The organism is Ethanoligenens harbinense YUAN-3 (assembly GCF_000178115.2).
GTDB classification, from domain to species: domain Bacteria; phylum Bacillota; class Clostridia; order Oscillospirales; family Ethanoligenentaceae; genus Ethanoligenens; species Ethanoligenens harbinense.
On the sequence record NC_014828.1, the window covers coordinates 2,665,337 to 2,684,839 of the forward strand.

Here is a 19,503-nt window from a genome sequence, read left to right on the forward strand (position 1 = left end):
TATGAAGGCAAAACAGAGGTTCATCTATATCTTAATCGTGTTGGGAGTTCTGGCTGGAATGACCAGCCTTGCTACGATGTTGATCAACGTTGCCTTGCATTATTTATTTATTTTATTGCATTCACTGCCGTCCATTGTCAGATCCATCCGAACAAATACGTTTCATCCAAACCTGAGTTTTCGATCCGGCTATCTTTTCACTACGGTTTCCCCTTTAAAATGGTACTACCCATGGCTGTTTGCCTTGATTCTGATGATGTTGCGTGGCAGGCAAACCGTACTCAAAATAAGCCACCGGGTTTTTCGGTCACTACCTGTTACAAAGCCAGACTTTGAGGGCAGCAGCCGGTGGCAAACGAAAAAGGAAATCCGACAGAACGAACAGTTGGTGGCCATCCCCCATAGCAATATCCGATCGGTCAAGGATGCGGGAATACCAATCGCGAGGGATTTACTTTACACGTATGCATGTAAAGCGGTCGTTCACTCCTTGATTGTCGGTATCACACGCAGCGGTAAAGGTCAGTTGATGGTGCAGAACACGATTCGTTTTATCAGCCAGTGCAAAAACCCAGAATCGTTTATTGTCTTTGATCTCCGCGGCGATAATGCCCAGTCGAATTATCGGACGCTGAAAAAAACACATAAAATTCATATCATCAATTTGGACAATCCCAAAAAGAGCGCCGGATGGGACCTGCTTTCCACGATTCGTAAAGCATTTTTGCAGGAAATAAAAGAAGGAGATTTTGATAAGACCATTCAGCTGACTACTACCCTTGCTCATGCGTTTACGGAAGACAGTACATCCGAGGCTGTTTGGCCTGAGTCCTGCAAACAGCTCTTGACCGCTATGATTTTGTATCTGTTGGACGATGGCTATAAACGCGGTTGTCTTGACAAGGTGAATATGTACAGCGTCACGGAATTTTTCATCAAGTACGCTGGGCAGGAAATAAAGATTGGGCGGACAACGACCAATGCACTGGATACGTTGTTCTCCGAGCTTCCGGATGGTCATCTAGCAAAAAACTTTTATGCAACCAGCAAATTTGCGCAAGGTGATATGCGTTCGTCCATTTTTGCAATACTATCCGCGAACCTGTCCATGTTTAACGATTCGGGTATTATTCGCCTTACCAGCAATGATGACGTAGACTTTGCAGACCTGGCAAATCCGGATAAGCCATGCGCCATTTTTATTATCGTACCAGAAGGGCGCGAGGAACGTAATAAACTGGTGTCCCTGCTGGTGGATCAATGCTACGCAGAACTACTTGATATAGCAAGAGCACGCCCGGATGGCCAGCTGCCGAGACGGGTGCGGATCATTGCCGATGAAATCTGCAACTATCCTAAAATCACCGCACTGTCCAACAAAATCACAACTTCGCTGGCGCGCGGCATCATTTTAGACATGTATATTCACTCTCTGCCGCAATTTGAGGATAAATACGGCAAAAACACCGCCCAAACTATTTTAAGCAACGGCGGCAATCTTGTTTATATCTATTCGCAAGACAAAGCAACTAATCAATATGTTTCGGATTTGCTCGATACCTCGACCGAGGAGTATCGTACATACAACTCGGAGAATGGCGCTATTTTGGATAACAACAGAATGAGCCATTATAAGGGCAGACCGCTAAAAACGCCCGGTGAGCTGCGTCGGTTAAAATTTTGGGAAATCGTTGTAATTCAACAACGCAACTACCCTATTCATTCGCATCTTGTGCCATTTTTTCAACTGCACATACCTGTGGCAGCGTACGAGGAGCTGCCAATCCCAATACACAATGAGAAAAAAGAAGAACACCTCTTCCCCGTCTCATCCATAATGAATACCAAGCGGGATACCAGCGAAGACGCTGCACCCTTGCCCGGAGACAATGATGCGCCGCCAGCCGCAGCCGATACCCATGGCGACCATAAGGTAATCACTATGGATACCAAGCTTCAGGGTGTTCTAAACAACATCGATATCCTGACGCACGGGAAATTTCGGCATGCCGCCGAGAAGCGCAACAAAAACGCACTATATACTATGATTACCAAATACCAAGAGGCCGGCCAGCTGAACATGGAACAGGCCGAGCTGTTGGAAAGCTATGTTGATGATCTGTCTGATACAAAGGAGTAAGAATGCTATGAAAAAGACAATCGCCCTATTGGCTGCTGTAACGCTGTCTGTTGGCCTGCTGGCCGGGTGCGACTCTGTACCAAACGCCATTGCGTCCGTTTCGTCCACGCCCGCTTCTGTGGCCTCTCCCGGGGGAAGTGATATTTCCGTTTACTTTCCACGCGCCGGGCAGGACGCCGAAGGGCAGTTGATTTCCCGTCTGTCCGCCGCGCAGAAGACTTTGGATGTGGCTATTTACGAGTTCACAGATACCAAGATTGCGGATGCCATCGCCGCCGCAAAAAAGCGCGGCGTGACCGTGCGCCTGATCTCCGACCGGGAATGCTCCGGCGAAGCGGCACAAAAAAAGGCGCTTAACATCGTGAAGGCTGCCGGCATCCCGATCAGGATCAACAGCCACCCAGGTATCATGCACCTGAAGGTATCCATCATCGACGACAGCGTGACGACGACCGGCAGCTTCAACTATACCAAAGGCGCCCAGAACGAGAATGACGAGAACCTGGTCGTCCTGAACAACTCGCAGATTTCGCAGCAGTACGAGACGCAGTTCAACCGAATGTGGAACGACACAAAGGATTTTACAAACTGGAACAGTTGAATATCGTTTGTACTATTACTTGGGGAGGCGGGAAACCGTCTCCCCTTTTTTATTTTCACCTGTGCCCATAGGGTAAAAGCCATTATTCAGATGGCAGAAAATGGGTGGTTGACAAATGAAAAGGATATCGCATCACATTAAGCAGAACATGATTATGTACTCATATATCAAAAACATGAAGGGAGGGAAATAAACAGTGAGGTACGGTTTTATCAAGTTATCCAGAAACATGCTTGGTTGGCGTTGGTATCGGGATAATAACACAAAAGCTGTCTTCGTTCACTTTCTAATGGACGCGGCATGGGAACCGACAAAAGTAGATGGCATCCAGCTTCAGCGTGGCCAGTGCTTCGTATCTATGCCCACACTGGCGAAAGCATTACATATGGGTATGAGCAGTATCCGCACGGCATTGGGCCACCTTCAGGAAACCGGTGAGATCTCTGTCAATGCGAATTATAGAGGCAATCTGATAACCGTAAACAATTATGAGATGTACCAGTCCATGGACGCGGCCTGGTATGTAAAACTGTTTCGGAAGATCCGGCAATGGCGTTGGTACGGTAACACCAACACAAAGGCACTGTTTTTCCATCTGCTGCTTACGGCGGAATATAAGCCCGAGACGGTTGACGGGAAAGCTCTCGGTCGCGGGCAGTTGATTACAAGAATACCAGATCTGTCAAAGGCATTGGGAATGAGCGCAAGGGAAATCCGCACGGCCCTTGCCCATCTCGTTGAGACCGGCGAAATCTCTGACGAATCGGATAACCGCGGACGTGTGATTACAATCTGCAAATATGATGATTACCAGGGTGTCCTGCCCGGAGGCACCGGCGAAGATCGGGATAATTCTCCCGTGCCCGCAGAAAAAGCGACAGGCACACAGGCAGCCGCGCCGCGGCCAATGCGACAGGCAGATCTGTCAAAAGCGACAGGCACATATGACGTACAGGCGACAGGCAAAGCAAGTGTAGAAGATGGCTTTCCTATGCCAAATGTTGCGCCATCCGCATGTGCCATCGACATGCCAGAAACGGCATGCACCAACATGCCTCTTGATGAAAATCCGCATGCTGCCTGTCGCTTCATTGACGTGCCGGTCAACGCGCCTTCCTTTAATAAGAATTTAAAGAATTTAAAAAGCGAAGAAGGGGAAGAAACGCGTGCGCGCGCGCTTTCCCCCTGCATCCCAACCAACGAGGATGATGCTTTAACAATCGACGGCGTAGCCAAGCTGTATCTCCAGCTATGCCCATCACTGCCCCCGGTATCTTTGCCGCTGACGTTGCCCCGGCGGCACCATATTGCTATCCTGCTGCGGCAATACCCTGACCGGCAAACTATCCATGCCCTGTTCCAAAAGGCCGAGAGCAGCGCATTTCTCAAGGGCGCTGACGGCAAATGGAAAGCCGACTTTGATTGGCTTATAGACCCCACAAATGCCAGCCGTGTTCTGGAGGGCAAATACGATGTGCTCTGGGAGAAGACGCCACGGCCAGGCGGATATATGCCTGTTTCAGAATTGGAACCCACTTACGATATGCAGGAATACGTAGATTTGTCGATAAAACGGATACTGGAATCATAGATAGACTGACATGTTATCGCTGTCCAGCAAATAGAAAAAATTGTGCCTCAAAGGCACTTGGAGGTAAAAATGAGTAACACTTATGGTTCGAGGACAGTGGTCGTTGGTTTGTGGAAGGACAGTGAGTTGTTTAGTTTTCGTTTGGTTTTTCAAATAATGTATGTATTTGGCTAAATATAGCATCAAAAGAAATCAGCGAGGCTAAAAAAGTGTAATTCACAACAGACAAGAGTAAATTCGTAGGATGCTTGTAAAAAGATGATTCTATTTGATTATATCCATACAACAACGTAATAATAATCCCAGTAGAGTAAGCGCATAATTTTTTGAAAGCGAATCTTTTTTTGTCTCTATCGAAAGTCGGGACAATATTATAATTGTTAGACCATTGAAAATAGCACCAAAATATGTAAACCAGTCCACAGACGACCAATGATACAAAGAGGCTCAGATCACTGGCGTGCTTTGCAAAATGTGAAACAGAAAATATAAATGCAAATATACAAGCGAAGGTGTATAACAAATAAAATGCAAACAAAAGAGAATATCCAGTAGCCGTGTCTACGGTACTGTTATTTTCCCCTTTAAGAATTAATTTGTCGATCAATATGTTTATCCCAATTACGATAATTCGAGAGCCTACAAATATAATGACCGAAGAAAAAATTAAAATAAAATCATCTACACCCATAATTGCTCCTTGTGTAGTTTAAATTACTACTTGAATCATAATGAAAAATTATATTATATATTATTGACATATGTATCCACATAATATATAATATATGTATCCACAAAAGAAAGAAGGGTGAAAATGCCACGAACTGGACGACCAACCGATGACCCTAAGACCCTTAACACAAGGATACGATTTTCGGAAGGTGATGTTCAAAAACTGGACTACTGCTGCAAGGTGTTGGGCCTTACCAAAGCGGAAGTGATCCGGCAAGGAATTGAAGAAATGTATCAAAAGGCCCAAAAGCAAAAATGAAGCAGCCCCTCACCCTGAACAAGTAGTGGACTGCTACATACCGACAGGGCAAACCCTATCCGAGACCATTATACCAGATGGGGCTACCTTGTCAAACACAGAGTTTGAAAGGAGCTTATAATGAACACCATACAATCTATTGCGAAACTGGAGGCGCTTATTGCCTCCTTGGCCGGATACTCCGCCGAGGACTATCAGGAGATCGAGGACGCCGCTGCGCGGGGACTGGAGCGCGCCCGGGTGGAACTCATTTTAAAAGACGCTGTATGATTGCATGCCATTTTGCACCCATTACTTACTTCTAATTTTGTCCACTTTTTGTCCACTCGTTCATGTATGAGATGTACCATGGTATACCATAATTTCGTATTTGAACGCAAAACGAAATGCCACCCTATGGCTTAGGTAAGCCGTGGAGTGGCATTTTTAGCTGGTGCGCGCTGAGGAACTCGAATCCCCGACCCTTCGCACGTCAAGCGAAAGCTCTACCAGCTGAGCTAAGCGCGCAAATAAGTGACGAGTGATATTATACAGCATTTTTCTGCGATATGCAAGCCCTAATTTTTCTTTTTGACCGATTTTCTACACACCGGAAACGGTGAATTTTTTCCCGTGTATTGTTGACAACAACAAAGTTTATGTTATAATAAAGAACGTGATTGCGGTACATTTTTAAGCATATATGTGCACTTGGTTTTGTTTGCCGCAGCACCTACAATTACATAAGATCTTGACCTTATCAAGAGAGGCTGAGGGAAAGGCCCTGTGAAGCCCGGCAACCTGCACATGGATGCAAGGTGCCAATTCCTGCGGAGTGGATAACCGTGCAGATGAGGAGTTTGTTAGCAATCGCCCTCCGGTTATTGGCCGGAGGGTTTTTGTGTCAAGATGGGCCAACAAGGAGGAAAACCAATGGCGACCAAAAGTTATTTCACATCCGAATCCGTTACGGAAGGGCATCCGGATAAACTCTGCGACCAGATTTCCGATGCGATCCTTGACGCAATCATCGCACAGGACCCTGTGGCGCGTGTGGCGTGTGAAACGTTCGCGACCACCGGCCTGGTGCTGGTGGCGGGCGAAATCAGCACCAACTGCTATGTAGACATCCCCAAAGTGGTACGCAACACCATTCGTGATATTGGCTACACCCGTGCCAAATTTGGCCTGGACTGCGAAAACTGCTCGGTGCTGACCGCCATTGATGAGCAGTCTCCCGACATTGCCGCAGGTGTGAACGTGTCTTTGGAAACACGCGGCGGAAAAAATGAGATTGCAGACATTGGCGCAGGCGACCAGGGCATGATGTTCGGGTATGCCTGCAACGAGACTCCGGAACTGATGCCGCTGCCCATCTCTCTGGCTCACCGGCTGGCACGCAGGCTCACCGAAGTACGCAAAAACGGCGAACTCTCCTATCTGCGGCCGGACGGCAAAACCCAGGTCACCGTGGAATATGACGGCGACAAACCGGTGCGGGTGGACACCGTCGTCGTGTCCGCGCAGCACAACCCGGACGTTACCACCGAGCAGATTCACCAGGACATCCTCTCCAAAGTCATCAACGCCGTTATCCCTGAAAACCTGCTGGATGACCAGACACGGTATTTCATCAACCCCACCGGCCGTTTCGTGGTCGGCGGACCTGCGGGCGACACCGGCCTGACCGGGCGCAAGATCATTGTGGACACCTATGGCGGCTACGCCCGTCACGGCGGCGGCGCTTTTTCCGGCAAAGATCCGACGAAGGTGGATCGTTCCGGCGCATATGCCGCACGCTATGTTGCAAAAAATATCGTAGCCGCCGGCCTGGCCGACAAATGTGAAGTGGAGATCGCCTATGCCATCGGCGTGGCCAACCCGGTCTCCATCCTGGTGGATACTTTCCACACACATAAGATTCCCGAAGCCCGTATCCAGGAACTGGTCAAAGAACATTTCGACCTGCGCCCGGCTGCCATCATCCAAAAACTGGACCTGCGCAAGCCTATCTTCCGGAATCTGGCCGCTTATGGCCATATGGGCCGCGAAGATCTGGGTGTTTCGTTTGAAAAGACCGATCTAGCTGAAACCCTGCGAAAGGCCGCTTTCTAATCAAGCGTGACGATAAAGCAAAGGCCGCTGCCTATACGGGCAGCGGCCTTTGCTTTATGCGGATTTTGCCAGTTCTATGTTCGTCCAACTCAATTGATTTACAAAAGATGCACAAAGTTATCCTGCATTTTTGCGGGGTCTTTCAGTCGATTTCACCACCGGCACATTCCTATCATAGACTGGAAAAAAGGGGTGGTGGATATGTTCCAACTGATTGCCGGCATTACGATTGCGTTTTTCACCGTGATTGGCATCACCGAGGTGTTCCGCTGCGGCCTGCGGTATTTGCTGACGCCTCCCGAAGACCGCGTAACTTATGTGGTGCGGGTGCATGGCAGGGATGAGGGCGTGGAATACATCGTGCGTGCGCTGGCTTTTGCCGCACGCGAGCAATGTGCCAGAAACGTGCCTGTCATCATTCTGATCGACGACGATATGGATACGCAAACACGGCAGATCTGCGATGTGCTTGCCGGAGAACTGGGCTGTGTGCGCGTTTGCAAATCACAGGAAATTCCACGCGTGATCAATGCGGAAGCCTGAGTTCTCGGTGTCGCTCGCCAAACAAAAAGCCGCACAGGCTTTGCCGTGCGGCTTTTTGTTTGTTATCCTAACGGGGTTCATCCAGTCGTTTCGGCATTGGGGCACCGCTTTGCAGTGACATGGGCACATCCAGCAGGCGCTGGTTGGCGGACCCTTTATACAGCAGATCGTAACTCATTTTATCCTGTTCAAACCGACCGTCCACCAGGACGTCCAGCACGCGGAGCAGGTGCAGCACATCCGGCTCGGCCACGCTGCGCGCCGCCAGCTCTTCCCAAGTGTACCCCGTATACGCCCAGACGGAGTAGCCCGCATCTTTGGCTTGTTCCGCCAGTTCCTCCATTGCATCGCACTGGCAGAACGGTTCGCCGCCACTCAGGGTCAGGCCCGCGAGCAGCGGGTTTTCCCGCATGGCGGCCAGCACCTTTTCAGGCGGCGTCTCATGCCCGCCCGCAAACGGCCAGGTCTGAGCGTTCTGGCAGCCGGCGCAGTGGTGCGGGCAGCCTTGCGCAAATACCACGAACCGGATGCCCGGCCCGTCTACGATGGACTCCCGGACTACCCCCGCCAGACGCAGCGGCGCGCTCAAAGATTCTCCATCTGCCGCACTTTTTCATTGCAGTCGAGATGCTTCACACGGTCGTGTTCCTCGGCGCGCTTGGCGTTGTTGAAACGGTCGAGCGTGCCCACCAGATACCCGGTGATGCGGCGGATACGCTCAAACGGATGCTCGTCATCCTCCGCGCGTCCGCATTTGGGGCAGCGATCACCGATGATGCCCGTAAAGCCGCAGACCGGGTCACGGTCCACCGGGTGATTGATGGCGCCGTATCCGATGTTGTTTTCTTTCATGCAGCGCACCACAGCCTCAAACGCGTCCAGATTCTTGGTGGGGTCGCCGTCCAGTTCAATATATGTAATGTGGCCGCCGTTGGTCAGTTCATGGTACGGTCCTTCCAACTGGATCTTCTGGAACGCGCTGATGGGATAATAGACCGGCACATGGAACGAGTTGGTGTAATAGTCGCGGTCGGTAACGCCCTCGATGATGCCGAAGCGCTCTTTATCCATCCGCACGAAACGACCGGACAGGCCCTCCGCCGGGGTGGCGATGAGCGAAAAATTCAGATTGTGACGCACGGTGGCCTCATCCATCCGTTTGCGCATGTGCCCCACGATCTCCAGCCCCAGATTCTGCGCGCGCTCCGATTCACCGTGGTGCTCGCCGATCAGCGCCTTGAGGCACTCCGCCAACCCAATGAAACCGAGCGTGAGCGTACCGTGCTTGAGCACTTCACGCACTTCGTCGTCCGGCCCAAGTTTCTCCGAGCCCAGCCAGATGCCCTGGCCCATCAGGAACGGGAAATTCCGCACCTTTTTCCGCCCCTGAATCTCAAAACGGTCGAGCAGTTGGTCGATCACCAGCTCGATCTTACGGTCGAGCTCTTCGAAAAAGGCATCCACATCACCGTGACTGCGCAGGGCAATGCGCGGCAGATTGACCGAGGTGAAACTCAGATTGCCGCGACTGTTGATGATCTCATGCGTGGGGTCCACATAATTGCCACCCACGCGCGTGCGGCAGCCCATATAGGCCATCTCGGTTTCGGGATGTCCTTCCTTATAATACTGCAAGTTAAACGGCGCGTCGATAAACGAAAAGTTCGGGAACATGCGTTTGGCGCTCACGCGGCAGGCCAGCCGGAACAGGTCGTAGTTCGGGTCGCCCTGCTCGTAGCTCACGCCTTCCTTCACGCGGAAGATCTGGATGGGAAAAATGGGGGTTTCGCCGTTGCCCAGACCCGCCTCGGTGGCCAGCAGCACATTGCGCACGGCCATGCGGCCCTCGGGCGTGGTATCCATACCGTAATTGATGGAGGAAAACGGGATCTGCGCGCCCGCGCGGCTGTGCATGGTGTTGAGGTTGTGAATGAACGCCTCCATGGCCTGGTAGGTTGCACGGTCGGTTTCCTCATAGGCGCGCCTGAGGGTAAATGCCTGCGCGCGCCGCACGATGTCTTCCGCATAGGTTTTTTGCAGCAGCGCCGACTCGCGGGTCTGGTAGGCGTTGTTGTTAGCCAGCACCGGCAGAATCCCCTGCTCGTCCAAAAGCGCCGCCACGGCTGCGACGGTCTTCTCCGCGTTTGCGTCCTCCGCAATCAGTTCCAGCGCACGGGCCATGTTCTGCCGGTAGCGTCTCGCATAGGTCTTGCGCACGCCGATGGCCATGGCATAATCGAAATTCGGGACACTCTGGCCGCCGTGTTGGTCGTTCTGGTTGGACTGGATGGCAATACAAGCCAGCGCCGTGTAGCTGTTGATGTCGTTGGGCTCGCGCAGGAAGCCATGCCCGGTGCAGAAACCGTTTTCAAACAGCTTGACCAGGTCGATCTGGCAGCAGGTGGTGGTCAGCGTCAGAAAATCAAGGTCATGAATGTGAATGTCGCCTTCACGGTGGGCTTTGGCGTGTTCAGGCTTGAGCACGAACATATCATAAAACTGCTTGGCGCCCTCGGAACCGTATTTGAGCATAGTGCCCATGGCGGTATCGCCGTCAATGTTGGCGTTTTCGCGCTTAAGGTCGTTGTCCAGCGAGGATTTGAAGGTGAGCTCCTCATAGATCTTCATCAGACGGGTGTTCATGTCCCGCACGCGGGTGCGGTTGGCCCTGTAAAGGATATACGCTTTCGCGGTACGGGCATGCCCGGTCTCAATGAGCACGTGCTCCACAATATCCTGTATGCCCTCCACGGTGGGAATGCTGTCCCCGGAACGGCGCTGGATCTCCTCCGTCACCTTTTCGGCAAGAGCCACTGCCATGTCATAATCGTGGCCGCCGTTGGCTCTGGCGGCTTTATAGATGGCATTCGCAATCTTTTCCATATTGAACGGGGCCTCGCGTCCGTCACGTTTTCTGATCCGGGTAATCATCCGCGTCTCTCCTTTAACACTATATATAGTATGCCTGCTGCTTTTACATCCAGCATGATGTGTTTATTATACCCAACCGAATACCATTTTGCAAGGGAGTGGGAAAGATTTCGCGCTTCCTACAAAAAACGACCACAGCCTGTCCCATCTCCTGTACGGACGGGTGGAAAGTGTGGTATACTGAAGATATATGTGCAAGCAAAGCGCCGATTTTCGTGTGCATCGCGCAGCAATATTATACTTTTGGTATTTTTCGTATTATTATTTCATTTTCCGACGGCATTTGTACAGGCGCTTTCACGAAACCGGAGGAAAACCGGAACGACCCGCCAACGCGGCGAAATGGCGCGGGCCGGGAGTCCGGATGGGAAAGGAACAGGACCTATGAGCGAGATCGAGCAGAGCAAACGGGATTTCATCACCTTTATGGTGCGGGCAGGCGTCCTCACATTTGGGGATTTTGTAACCAAAAGCGGACGCAAGACCCCCTATTTCGTCAACACCGGCAACTATGGTACCGGCGCGCAGGCGGCCAAGCTGGGCGAAACCTACGCGCGTTGCATCCACGAGCGCATCGGCAAGGTGGACGCGCTGTTTGGCCCGGCCTATAAAGGCATCCCGCTCGCCACCGCCACCGCAGTGGCCCTGCATACGCTCTACGGCGAGGACGTGGGCTACTGCTTCAACCGCAAGGAAGCCAAAGACCACGGCGAAGGCGGCAACATGGTAGGGTGCCGGCTGAAGGACGGCGACTGCGTGGCCATCACCGAAGATGTGGTCACGGCGGGCACCTCGGTGCGCGAAACACTGCCGCTGCTGCAAAAGGCTGCGGATATCACCATTGCAGGGCTGATCGTCTCGGTGGACCGAATGGAAAAAGGCGTGCACGGCAAGACCGCCATCGAGGAATTGTATGAAGACTTCGGCATCCGTACCTATCCGCTCGTCACGGTGCGGGAAGTGCTCGCGGCCCTCCACAACACCGAAATCGACGGTCGCATCGTCATCGACAACGCAATGAAAGCGCGGATGGAAGCCTATATGAAAGAATACTGTTCGGAAAATTGAACAAATTTTCTACAAATCGTTTGCCTGTTCGACGGCATTTTACGGTGCACTTTTTGCCGTGACGGACAAAAAACATGCACAACCGCACGCGCCGGGCTCTTACATCTGTAAAAGCCTGGCGCTTTACATCTCCTGATCGGCAGGTTCGGCCGCCCGGATGGCGTGCCGGTCCTTCCGGGCCTTTTTTAGCCGCGCTGATTCCGTTCTTATCCAAAAGTCGTCTGGCTGTTCCAGAGCCTTGCATACAGGCCGTCTTGGGCGAGCAGTCCCTTGTGTGTGCCCTGCTCGGCGATCCGCCCGCCGGACACTACAAGAATTTGATTGGCGTCCCGAATGGTGGATAGACGGTGCGCAATGAGAAAACAGGTGCGCCCGCGCATAAGCCGCACCATTGCCTCCTGAATGCGTTTTTCGGTGCGGGTATCCACATTGGAGGTTGCTTCGTCGAGGATGAGCACAGGCGGGTCGGCCAACACGGCGCGCGCAATGGTGAGCAACTGCCGCTGCCCCTGGCTGAGCGACTGCTCACCAATAACGGTGTCATAGCCGTCCCACATGCGGGAGATAAAATGGTCCGCCCCCGCGGTTTCCGCCGCGGCGCGCACCTCTGCGTCGGTGGCGTCCGGCCGGCCGTAGCGGATGTTCTCGGCGACGGTGCCGGGCATCAGACTGGTATCTTGCAGCACAATGCCAAATGCGCGGCGCAGGCTGGCACGAGTGTATTGCCGCACATCCACCCCGTCAAACAAGATACGTCCGCCCGTCACGTCATAAAATCGATTGAGCAGGCTGATGACGGTCGTCTTGCCCGCGCCGGTGGGACCCACCAGCGCCACCACGCTGCCCGCTTCCGCCCGGAAGCTGACATGGGAAAGCACCTGCACGTCCGGCCGGTAGCCGAACGATACGTCTTCGAACGCGATCTCACCGCGCGGATGCGAAAGTTCCACGGCGTCCGGCGGATCGCCCGGTTCGGCAGGCGTGTCCAACACCTCAAAGATGCGCTCCGCGCCCGCCACCGCCGTCTGAAGGGAATTATAGGTATTGGCCACATCATTGAGCGGGCGGGTGAACTGGCGCGAATAGCTCAGGAAACTGGCAATGACCCCCACCGTGACCATTCCGCGCACCGCCAGAATGCCGCCTACACCCGCCACGGCGGCGAACCCCAGGTTGCCGATGACATTCATGATGGGCATCATGTAGCCCGACCAGATCTGTGCCTGGATGGAAACATCCAACAGGGCATTGTTGGCGGCGTTGAATTCCTCCACCACCTGCTTTTCGCGTCCGAACGCCTTGACCACCGACAGCCCGGAAATACTCTCCTCCACATGGCCGCCCAGCCGCCCCAGCGCCGCCTGCTGCGCCGAAAACAATTTGGCAGTGTGGGTCGTGACGGTCTTGGAAAGCAGGAATACCAGCGGCACCGTAACGAGCGCGGCCGCCGTGAGCGGCACGTTCAGCGCCAGCATGAGCCCAAACGCCCCGACGATGCCGGTAACATCCGCCAGCAATGACACGGTGGACTGCGAGATGGTGGTGCTGATATTATCCACATCATTGGTAAAGCGGGACATCAGATCGCCATGGGTGTGCACGTCGAAAAAGGCGATAGGCAGCGCCTGAATACGGTCGAACAGCACACTGCGCAGCCGCCCCACGATGCGCTGGGACGCACCTGCGATCAGGCGGTTTTCCAGCACCGTCAGCAGCCAGTCCCCCGCAAACACCGCAAGCAGCAGGCCAATGACGGCAAAGAGCGGCGAAAACGCCACCTTACCGCGCCCGCCCGCCATATAGTCCACGGCGCGCCCTTCCAGATAGGGCACGGCCAGCATAAGCGCGGCGTCCACCAGCACGAACACCACGATGACGGCCAGGATGCGCTTTTCTTTTGAAAAATAGCCAAGCAGACGAAGCACTGTTTTGCCGAACTGCCTGGGCTTCTCCACCGGGCCGCCGCGGCGCGGGCGCCGCCCGCCCGGGCGGATGGACGCCATATACGTCGCTGCGGCTGCTGTTTGCCGTTCTTCCGCCATCTTACACCCCCGCCTTCCCAAACTGCGACGCGAAAATGTCCCGATAAACCGCACAGCTTTGCAGCAGCGCTTCATGCCTGCCGCTCCCCACAACCCGGCCCTCATCCAGCACCAAAATCACGTCGGCGTCCATCACCGAGACGATGCGCTGCGCGATGACGATGCAAAGCAGCCCGCGCGCCACCGCGTGCAGTCCCTCGCGGATCTTACGCTCAGTCACCGCGTCCACCGCGCTGGTGCAGTCGTCCAGGATAAGGATGTCCGGTCGTCGCACCAGCGCACGCGCGATGGCAAGGCGCTGCTTCTGCCCACCCGAGAGATTCACGCCACCCTGACCAAGACGGGTCTCATAGCCCTCCGGCAGGGCGGTGATAAAATCATGCGCCTGCGCCAGCTTTGCCCCCGCGCCGATCTCCTCCCTCGTGGCATGCTCATCGCCCCAGCGCAGGTTTTCGAGGATGGTGCCGGTGAACAGTGTACTTTTCTGCGGCACCACGGCAATGCGCCGGCGCAACGCCGCCGCATCCGCCTGCCGCACATCCACACCGCAGACTTCCACCGTACCTTCCGCCGGGTCGTAGAACCGGGGGATGAGGTCCACCAGGCTGGTTTTTCCCGCGCCGGTGGACCCGATCAGGCCCACCGTCTGCCCGGCTGTGCAGGCAAACGAGATATCCTGCAGCACTGGTCCGCCGCCGGGATAGGCAAACGTCACATGCGAAAAGCGCACTCGTGCTTCTTCCCCCAGCTCACGCGGGCGGGCAGGCTCCCGCAGTACATCCTGCGCGTTCATCACTTCCCCGATGCGCTCCGCCGAGGCACGCGCACGTACAAACATGGTAAATACCATGAAAATCGTCATGAGCGAGGTGGAAATCTGTGTCATATAATTAATGAACGCCATCACCTTGCCCACCTCGAGCGAACCGGCGTCAATCCGCCAGCCGCCCAGCCAAAGCACGGCCACGATGCCCATGTTGACCACCATCATCACCGACGGACCGAACATCGCCATGGTGCGCATGGCGCGCGCCTGCGCGCCGCAAAGGGCCTCGTTTTCCCGCGCAAAACGCGCCTGCTCATAATCGAACCGGTGAAATGATTTCACAACCCGCACACCGCCCAGATAAGCGCGCATGGCGCCGTTGACACCGTCCACCGCACGCTGCACCCGCGCAAACAGCGGGTACCCCCGCCGCATGCCAAACACGACGATGACCGCCACACAGGGCACCACGAGCGCCAGCACCAGCGCACCTTGCGGGTCGAGCAGGCTAGCCATAACGACGCCGCCCACGCACAGGATGGGCGCCTTGATGAAAATGCGCATCAGCCCGTTGGAAAAGTTTTGCAGCTGGGTCACGTCGTTGGTCAGGCGAGTAACCAGCGAAGCGGTATCAAACCGTGCCGCCGTTTCATAAGAAAGCGACTGGATCCTGGCGTAAAGGTCGGCACGCAGGTCGCCGCCAAACCGCTGCGACACACGGCTGGAGAGGTTGTTGCGCACCACGGCGCCCACGGCACCCAGCGCCGTCACCCCCAGCATGACGCCGCCCATGCGCAGCACAAACGCCATGTTCCGGTTGCGGATGCCCACGTCCACCACGCGCGACATCAGGGCGGGCTGGAACAGGTCGCACAGCGCCTCCAGCGTCAGAAAGCAGATCGAAATGACGAACAGCTTCCCGTAACGCCGGATGTATTTTTTTAAATAAGACACACCGCTCATCCCTTTTATCAAACTCGGCACCCTCATCATACTAAAAAAAAGGTGAACGGTCAACTTTTTTAACCGATTCGGAAAAAGGCCGCCCTGAACACCCCACCGCAAAAAGGGTTTTATCAAAAACAGTTCACATCCGGCGCATTCTGTATTAAAATAGTAAAAAGAAACGAAACGGAAAGGAGGCGGACGAATGGCGCGTTGTACCGCCTGTGGAACAGAGCTGCCCGCAGACGCCATAGCCTGCCCCGCTTGCGGGAAGGAGGTGCGGGTGTGCATTGGTTCCACTGCAAACCCGGTGGAAACCGAGTTGTTTGAAGCACGCCTGCGCAGCGCCGATCTGCCCTATCTGAAGCAGCCGCATCCGGGCGGGGGGCTGCTCGCCCTGCTGAACGGATTCTCCGCGCCGGGTGCGGATTTTTTCGTACCCGCCGCAACATGCACAGAAGCCCGGCGCGCGCTGGGTTATGTGGATGACGCCGGCGCATCGCCCGCCGGCCCGGAAACGACTGTGGTCAGGCACGGCAGTTGGAAGACGCGAATCCTCGGGATTGTGATTGCCGCCGTGCTGCTGGCACTGTATTTTGGACTGGACGCGCTGCTATCTTTCATCCGGCACCTGTTCGGCGCCCCGTAAACGCGCCCGAAAAACCACGGAGGAACCGGCTTTTGAAACATCGTGTGCGTACCATATTCGCCCTGCTGCTTACGCCCGCCGCGCTGGCCCTGCAATTTTGGGCCGCCCGGCACAGCGAGCTTGTGGAAACGGCCTACAGCAGGGGCATCTATCCCATCATTGCCTCCATTTTTTCCACTCTATTCGGCCTCATCCCCATATCGGTCGCCGAAGTGCTGCTGGCACTGGCGGCCATCGTCATCCTGTGCCGCTTTTTCTTCCGGCTCGTCCGCCTGCCCAAAACAGGCCCCATCGGCCTGTGGCATGGCCTGCTCAAATTCGGCGCGTTCCTTTCGGTGCTGTTTTTCCTGTTCACCATCTGGCAGCTCAACTACCACCGGGAACCGCTCGCACAAAACCTGAACTATAAGACCGGGACACCCAACAAAGCCGAACTGGTTGCCCTCACCACGCAGGAGGTGTCCGCCATCAACGCGCTTTGCCCGCTGCTGAGCTGGAACAAGCAGGGACATTCCTATGAAGCAGGCGGGTTCAACGCCGTGCGCGCGCGCGTGAACGACGCCTACGGCCGTCTGTCGGCCGCTGAAGACCCGTCCAACATGCTTCTGCCACGTATCTCCGCTTACCCCAAAGCCGTCTGGCCATCTGGGTTGCTGGCACATTTCGGCATCGAGGGCATCTACGTGCCGTTCACGTTTGAGCCCACGGTGGACACCGGATACCCTATGTTTCTGTGGCCGTTCGACGCCGCGCATGAATCGGCGCATCTCAAGGGCTTTGCACGCGAGGATGAGGCCAACTACTGGGCCTATCTGGCCGACTGCGCGAGCCCCGACGTGTTCTTCCAGTATTCCGGGCACATGAACGCCCTGCTTTATCTGGCAAACGCGCTGGGCTCCACCGATGTGAGCGCGCTGAGCGCGCAGCTCGAAAAGCTGGACACCCGCGCCAAGTCGGATATCAACAGCTACAACGCCTATGTTGCGAAAAATCAGGGGACGCTGAGCACGGCCGCAAGCAAAGTCAACGACAGCTACCTCAAAGTGCAGGGACAGCCGGGCGTGATGAGCTACGACGCGTTTGTCGACCTGCTGTGCGACCGCTACCGCACGCAGACGGGCGTCTGACATATGGATTCGTCTTCGCCGGTATCTGACATCTTTCTCCCATCCGACCGTTTACAATGTGTCTTGAGCAGGACGGCGAACGGCTGCGTCCGTTCTCCAACGGACGGTTTCGTTCCTTGCGTCCGGGCCTGCAATGCATTGCAAGGGGGAGAACGGACCATGGATCGAAAATCGGACCTAAAGAAGGCACACGATGCGGAAATGCGCGAAGCCGCAAGCGGCGCGCCCCTGTGCATTCTCACCGCCGCACAGATACGCGCCGCACAGTCAAAATATGCTTCGCTCTGCGCGGAATACCTGGCATGCAACGGCATTTATTCCGGCTTCCATGAGGCGGGCTTTGACGAAAAAGCCAGCCCGTTCGCAATGGCCGCCACCATCGCGGCCGAAAACGTGCGCGCGGTGGGCGAACTGCTGGATATTCTGCACATCAGCCATCCGGATGCGCTCTGAACGACCGCCGACAACCCACGTCTTCAAAAGCCCGCCGTATCTGCGGCGGGCTTTGACGCGCCATAAAAAGTGACAGAACCGTGTCAAATTTATATAATGCTTTTAATCCCACTGGAATATGCTATAATGAAAAAGGCCGTGAATGACAAGACATACAGAGAGAATACCTTTGCGAATTAAAGAGGGGAATCAGACAATATGAAGCCGTTGCAATCCATGAAAAAAATCAATTTTTTTCACCTGCTTTTCCTGCTTAGCATCGCGTTGGCGGCAGTCTTCTGCATCGTTTCGGTGGTGCAGAGCGCGCACCTGCAGCAGGTCGAACACCAGCTTTCCTCCATGCGCGGGGAGACCTCGCGGGCAGACCATCTTCAGGACCAGTTGCAGGACCTCACCGCCAAATACGACGACCTTTCCAGCCGTATGGCCATCCGGCAATCCTTTTCAGAGACTCACGCGTCCGACGGCACCAAGATCGCCTACCTCACATTCGACGACGGGCCATCCAAAAACACGTCTCAGCTCCTGCAAGCGCTCAAGCAGTCCAACGTGAAAGCCACCTTTTTCGTCATCGGGCTCAACTGCCAACAGTACCCGGATGCGGTAAAAAACGAGGCGGCCGGCGGACATGTGGTGGGCATCCACTCCTGGACGCATAAATATGAATACATATACGCCAACATGGACAATTTCAAGCAGGACTTCATGCAGCTGCACGACTACCTGACACAGCAGTTGGGCTCGGAGCCCACCATCTGCCGGTTCCCAGGCGGCACCAACAACACCGTTTCCAAAAAATACACCAAAGAACCGATCATGCAGGAAGCTGTCAACTGGGTGGAAGGCATGGACATCCGCCCCATCGACTGGGATGCCGACGCGGGTGATGCGGAAACTCCCATCCCCACCAAGGATCAGATCGTGCAGCGCGTCCTCCGGGAGATCGGGCATAAAACCAATCCCGTTATCCTCATGCACGATTTCGGCAATCGCACCAGCACCATTGAAGCCGTGCCGCTGATCGTTCAGCAGTTGCAGGCACAAGGCTATACGTTCGGCACCCTTTCGGCCGCCACGCCGGCCACCCTCTTTAAGCCCGTCGTCACCGCAGCGTCATGAAAACCGGAAACCGCCGCTTTCTTGTTCTACTTTCGGTTCTGACCGCACTGTGCTGCATTGCTGTTGTGTTTATCAATTTCATGGGCATGCCCCCGTTTGAAAGCGCCGTGGCGGCCGCATCCGCTCCCGCGTCCTCCGGCACGTTTTCCTCCGGCGTGGCGGACACTTCCGCCTTTTCAGCCGTATCCACGGTACCCTCCTCCCGGGCAGCGGTTTCTGTCTCCGACGCGGCCGGCGCGCCAGTGGATATCAACACGGCAGACGCGAACACGCTCGCTTCCCTGCCGGGCATCGGGGACACGCTGGCTCAGCGCATCATCGACTACCGCAACGCACACGGCCCGTTTACCAGCACCGCCCAGCTCGACCAGGTCAAGGGCATTGGCGAAAAGAAAATGGCCGAACTACAGGGACTGATTACGACATAGATCGAAACGAAAACC

16 protein-coding genes, 1 tRNA gene and 1 riboswitch are annotated in these 19,503 nt (G+C 54.8%); of the genes, 12 read left to right on the forward strand and 5 right to left on the reverse strand.

The genetic code is table 11. From position 1 onward, the window contains the following. Window position 1: 1 nt before the first annotated feature. The 4 genes from ETHHA_RS12500 to ETHHA_RS15710 all read left to right on the forward strand — a co-directional run bounded on the left by ETHHA_RS12500 (window position 2) and on the right by ETHHA_RS15710 (window position 5,593). Window positions 2–2,140 (forward strand): VirD4-like conjugal transfer protein, CD1115 family, encoded by a 2,139-nt coding sequence (locus ETHHA_RS12500; RefSeq protein ID WP_013486323.1) that lies wholly within the window; start codon window positions 2–4, stop codon window positions 2,138–2,140. Window positions 2,141–2,147: 7 nt separating this feature from the next. After that, window positions 2,148–2,741, forward strand: coding sequence for a phospholipase D-like domain-containing protein (locus ETHHA_RS12505; protein ID WP_013486324.1), 594 nt, complete (start codon window positions 2,148–2,150; stop codon window positions 2,739–2,741). A 385-nt stretch (window positions 2,742–3,126) separates the two neighbouring features. Further along, window positions 3,127–4,332 (forward strand): hypothetical protein, encoded by a 1,206-nt coding sequence (locus tag ETHHA_RS12510; protein ID WP_137143918.1) that lies wholly within the window; start codon window positions 3,127–3,129, stop codon window positions 4,330–4,332. 1,111 nt (window positions 4,333–5,443) lie between these two features. Beyond that, window positions 5,444–5,593 carry a hypothetical protein gene (locus tag ETHHA_RS15710; RefSeq protein ID WP_013486328.1) on the forward strand — a complete coding sequence of 50 codons (150 nt, stop codon included), beginning with the start codon at window positions 5,444–5,446 and terminating at the stop codon, window positions 5,591–5,593. Window positions 5,594–5,754: 161 nt separating this feature from the next. Here ETHHA_RS15710 and ETHHA_RS12520 read toward each other — a convergent pair. Further along, window positions 5,755–5,830: transfer RNA gene (locus tag ETHHA_RS12520), tRNA-Val, on the reverse strand. Between the two features lie 226 nt (window positions 5,831–6,056). After that, window positions 6,057–6,160: riboswitch (SAM riboswitch) on the forward strand. A 75-nt stretch (window positions 6,161–6,235) separates the two neighbouring features. On the opposite strand from ETHHA_RS12520, the gene metK reads away from it, so the two are divergent. Further along, window positions 6,236–7,417, forward strand: a complete 1,182-nt coding sequence (gene metK / locus ETHHA_RS12525) for a methionine adenosyltransferase (protein ID WP_013486329.1) — start codon at window positions 6,236–6,238, stop codon at window positions 7,415–7,417. Between the two features lie 201 nt (window positions 7,418–7,618). Beyond that, on the forward strand, window positions 7,619–7,960 hold the full coding sequence (locus ETHHA_RS12530) for a hypothetical protein (protein ID WP_013486330.1): 342 nt from the start codon (window positions 7,619–7,621) through the stop codon (window positions 7,958–7,960). A gap of 67 nt (window positions 7,961–8,027) precedes the next feature. On the opposite strand, the gene nrdG is transcribed toward ETHHA_RS12530, so the two are convergent. Together nrdG and ETHHA_RS12540 are read right to left on the reverse strand one after the other, a co-directional pair. Then, window positions 8,028–8,549 carry an anaerobic ribonucleoside-triphosphate reductase activating protein gene (gene nrdG, locus ETHHA_RS12535; RefSeq protein WP_013486331.1) on the reverse strand — a complete coding sequence of 174 codons (522 nt, stop codon included), beginning with the start codon at window positions 8,547–8,549 and terminating at the stop codon, window positions 8,028–8,030. After that, window positions 8,546–10,891, reverse strand: coding sequence for an anaerobic ribonucleoside triphosphate reductase (locus ETHHA_RS12540; RefSeq protein ID WP_013486332.1), 2,346 nt, complete (start codon window positions 10,889–10,891; stop codon window positions 8,546–8,548). The genes nrdG and ETHHA_RS12540 overlap by 4 nt, the downstream gene beginning before the upstream one ends. A gap of 384 nt (window positions 10,892–11,275) precedes the next feature. Here ETHHA_RS12540 and pyrE point away from each other — a divergent pair, with 384 nt between their 5' ends. Beyond that, window positions 11,276–11,959 carry an orotate phosphoribosyltransferase gene (pyrE, locus tag ETHHA_RS12545; RefSeq protein ID WP_013486333.1) on the forward strand — a complete coding sequence of 228 codons (684 nt, stop codon included), beginning with the start codon at window positions 11,276–11,278 and terminating at the stop codon, window positions 11,957–11,959. Window positions 11,960–12,165: 206 nt separating this feature from the next. On the opposite strand, the gene ETHHA_RS12550 is transcribed toward pyrE, so the two are convergent. Together ETHHA_RS12550 and ETHHA_RS12555 are read right to left on the reverse strand one after the other, a co-directional pair. Further along, window positions 12,166–14,001 (reverse strand): ABC transporter ATP-binding protein, encoded by a 1,836-nt coding sequence (locus ETHHA_RS12550; protein WP_013486334.1) that lies wholly within the window; start codon window positions 13,999–14,001, stop codon window positions 12,166–12,168. A 1-nt stretch (window position 14,002) separates the two neighbouring features. Then, window positions 14,003–15,730, reverse strand: a complete 1,728-nt coding sequence (locus ETHHA_RS12555; protein ID WP_242822126.1) for an ABC transporter ATP-binding protein — start codon at window positions 15,728–15,730, stop codon at window positions 14,003–14,005. Between the two features lie 187 nt (window positions 15,731–15,917). On the opposite strand from ETHHA_RS12555, the gene ETHHA_RS15715 reads away from it, so the two are divergent. The 5 genes from ETHHA_RS15715 to ETHHA_RS12580 all read left to right on the forward strand — a co-directional run bounded on the left by ETHHA_RS15715 (window position 15,918) and on the right by ETHHA_RS12580 (window position 19,488). Further along, complete coding sequence (locus ETHHA_RS15715) at window positions 15,918–16,361, forward strand: zinc ribbon domain-containing protein (protein ID WP_013486336.1); 444 nt, start codon at window positions 15,918–15,920, stop codon at window positions 16,359–16,361. A 32-nt stretch (window positions 16,362–16,393) separates the two neighbouring features. Then, entirely contained in the window at window positions 16,394–17,488 is a 1,095-nt protein-coding gene (locus ETHHA_RS12565) for a DUF3810 domain-containing protein (protein ID WP_013486337.1), read from the forward strand. A 159-nt stretch (window positions 17,489–17,647) separates the two neighbouring features. After that, window positions 17,648–17,941: a hypothetical protein gene (locus tag ETHHA_RS12570; RefSeq protein ID WP_013486338.1), complete on the forward strand. Its 294-nt coding sequence runs from the start codon at window positions 17,648–17,650 to the stop codon at window positions 17,939–17,941. A 198-nt stretch (window positions 17,942–18,139) separates the two neighbouring features. Further along, window positions 18,140–19,060 carry a polysaccharide deacetylase family protein gene (locus tag ETHHA_RS12575; protein WP_013486339.1) on the forward strand — a complete coding sequence of 307 codons (921 nt, stop codon included), beginning with the start codon at window positions 18,140–18,142 and terminating at the stop codon, window positions 19,058–19,060. Further along, window positions 19,057–19,488, forward strand: coding sequence for a ComEA family DNA-binding protein (locus tag ETHHA_RS12580; protein ID WP_013486340.1), 432 nt, complete (start codon window positions 19,057–19,059; stop codon window positions 19,486–19,488). Before ETHHA_RS12575 ends, ETHHA_RS12580 begins: the two co-directional genes overlap by 4 nt. Window positions 19,489–19,503: the final 15 nt, after the last annotated feature.

What these genes read in the sequence shown, in the direction of transcription:
- ETHHA_RS12500 (WP_013486323.1), top strand. Translation starts at nt 2, where the DNA reads ATGAAGGCAAAACAGAGGTTCATCTATATCTTAATCGTGTTGGGAGTT.
- pyrE (WP_013486333.1), top strand. Translation starts at nt 11,276, where the DNA reads ATGAGCGAGATCGAGCAGAGCAAACGGGATTTCATCACCTTTATGGTG.
- ETHHA_RS12555 (WP_242822126.1), bottom strand. Translation starts at nt 15,730, where the DNA reads ATGAGCGGTGTGTCTTATTTAAAAAAATACATCCGGCGTTACGGGAAG.
- ETHHA_RS15710 (WP_013486328.1), top strand. Translation starts at nt 5,444, where the DNA reads ATGAACACCATACAATCTATTGCGAAACTGGAGGCGCTTATTGCCTCC.
- ETHHA_RS12580 (WP_013486340.1), top strand. Translation starts at nt 19,057, where the DNA reads ATGAAAACCGGAAACCGCCGCTTTCTTGTTCTACTTTCGGTTCTGACC.
- metK (WP_013486329.1), top strand. Translation starts at nt 6,236, where the DNA reads ATGGCGACCAAAAGTTATTTCACATCCGAATCCGTTACGGAAGGGCAT.
- ETHHA_RS12505 (WP_013486324.1), top strand. Translation starts at nt 2,148, where the DNA reads ATGAAAAAGACAATCGCCCTATTGGCTGCTGTAACGCTGTCTGTTGGC.
- ETHHA_RS12550 (WP_013486334.1), bottom strand. Translation starts at nt 14,001, where the DNA reads ATGGCGGAAGAACGGCAAACAGCAGCCGCAGCGACGTATATGGCGTCC.
- ETHHA_RS12570 (WP_013486338.1), top strand. Translation starts at nt 17,648, where the DNA reads ATGGATCGAAAATCGGACCTAAAGAAGGCACACGATGCGGAAATGCGC.
- ETHHA_RS12575 (WP_013486339.1), top strand. Translation starts at nt 18,140, where the DNA reads ATGAAGCCGTTGCAATCCATGAAAAAAATCAATTTTTTTCACCTGCTT.
- ETHHA_RS15715 (WP_013486336.1), top strand. Translation starts at nt 15,918, where the DNA reads ATGGCGCGTTGTACCGCCTGTGGAACAGAGCTGCCCGCAGACGCCATA.
- ETHHA_RS12510 (WP_137143918.1), top strand. Translation starts at nt 3,127, where the DNA reads ATGGGTATGAGCAGTATCCGCACGGCATTGGGCCACCTTCAGGAAACC.
- ETHHA_RS12530 (WP_013486330.1), top strand. Translation starts at nt 7,619, where the DNA reads ATGTTCCAACTGATTGCCGGCATTACGATTGCGTTTTTCACCGTGATT.
- ETHHA_RS12540 (WP_013486332.1), bottom strand. Translation starts at nt 10,891, where the DNA reads ATGATTACCCGGATCAGAAAACGTGACGGACGCGAGGCCCCGTTCAAT.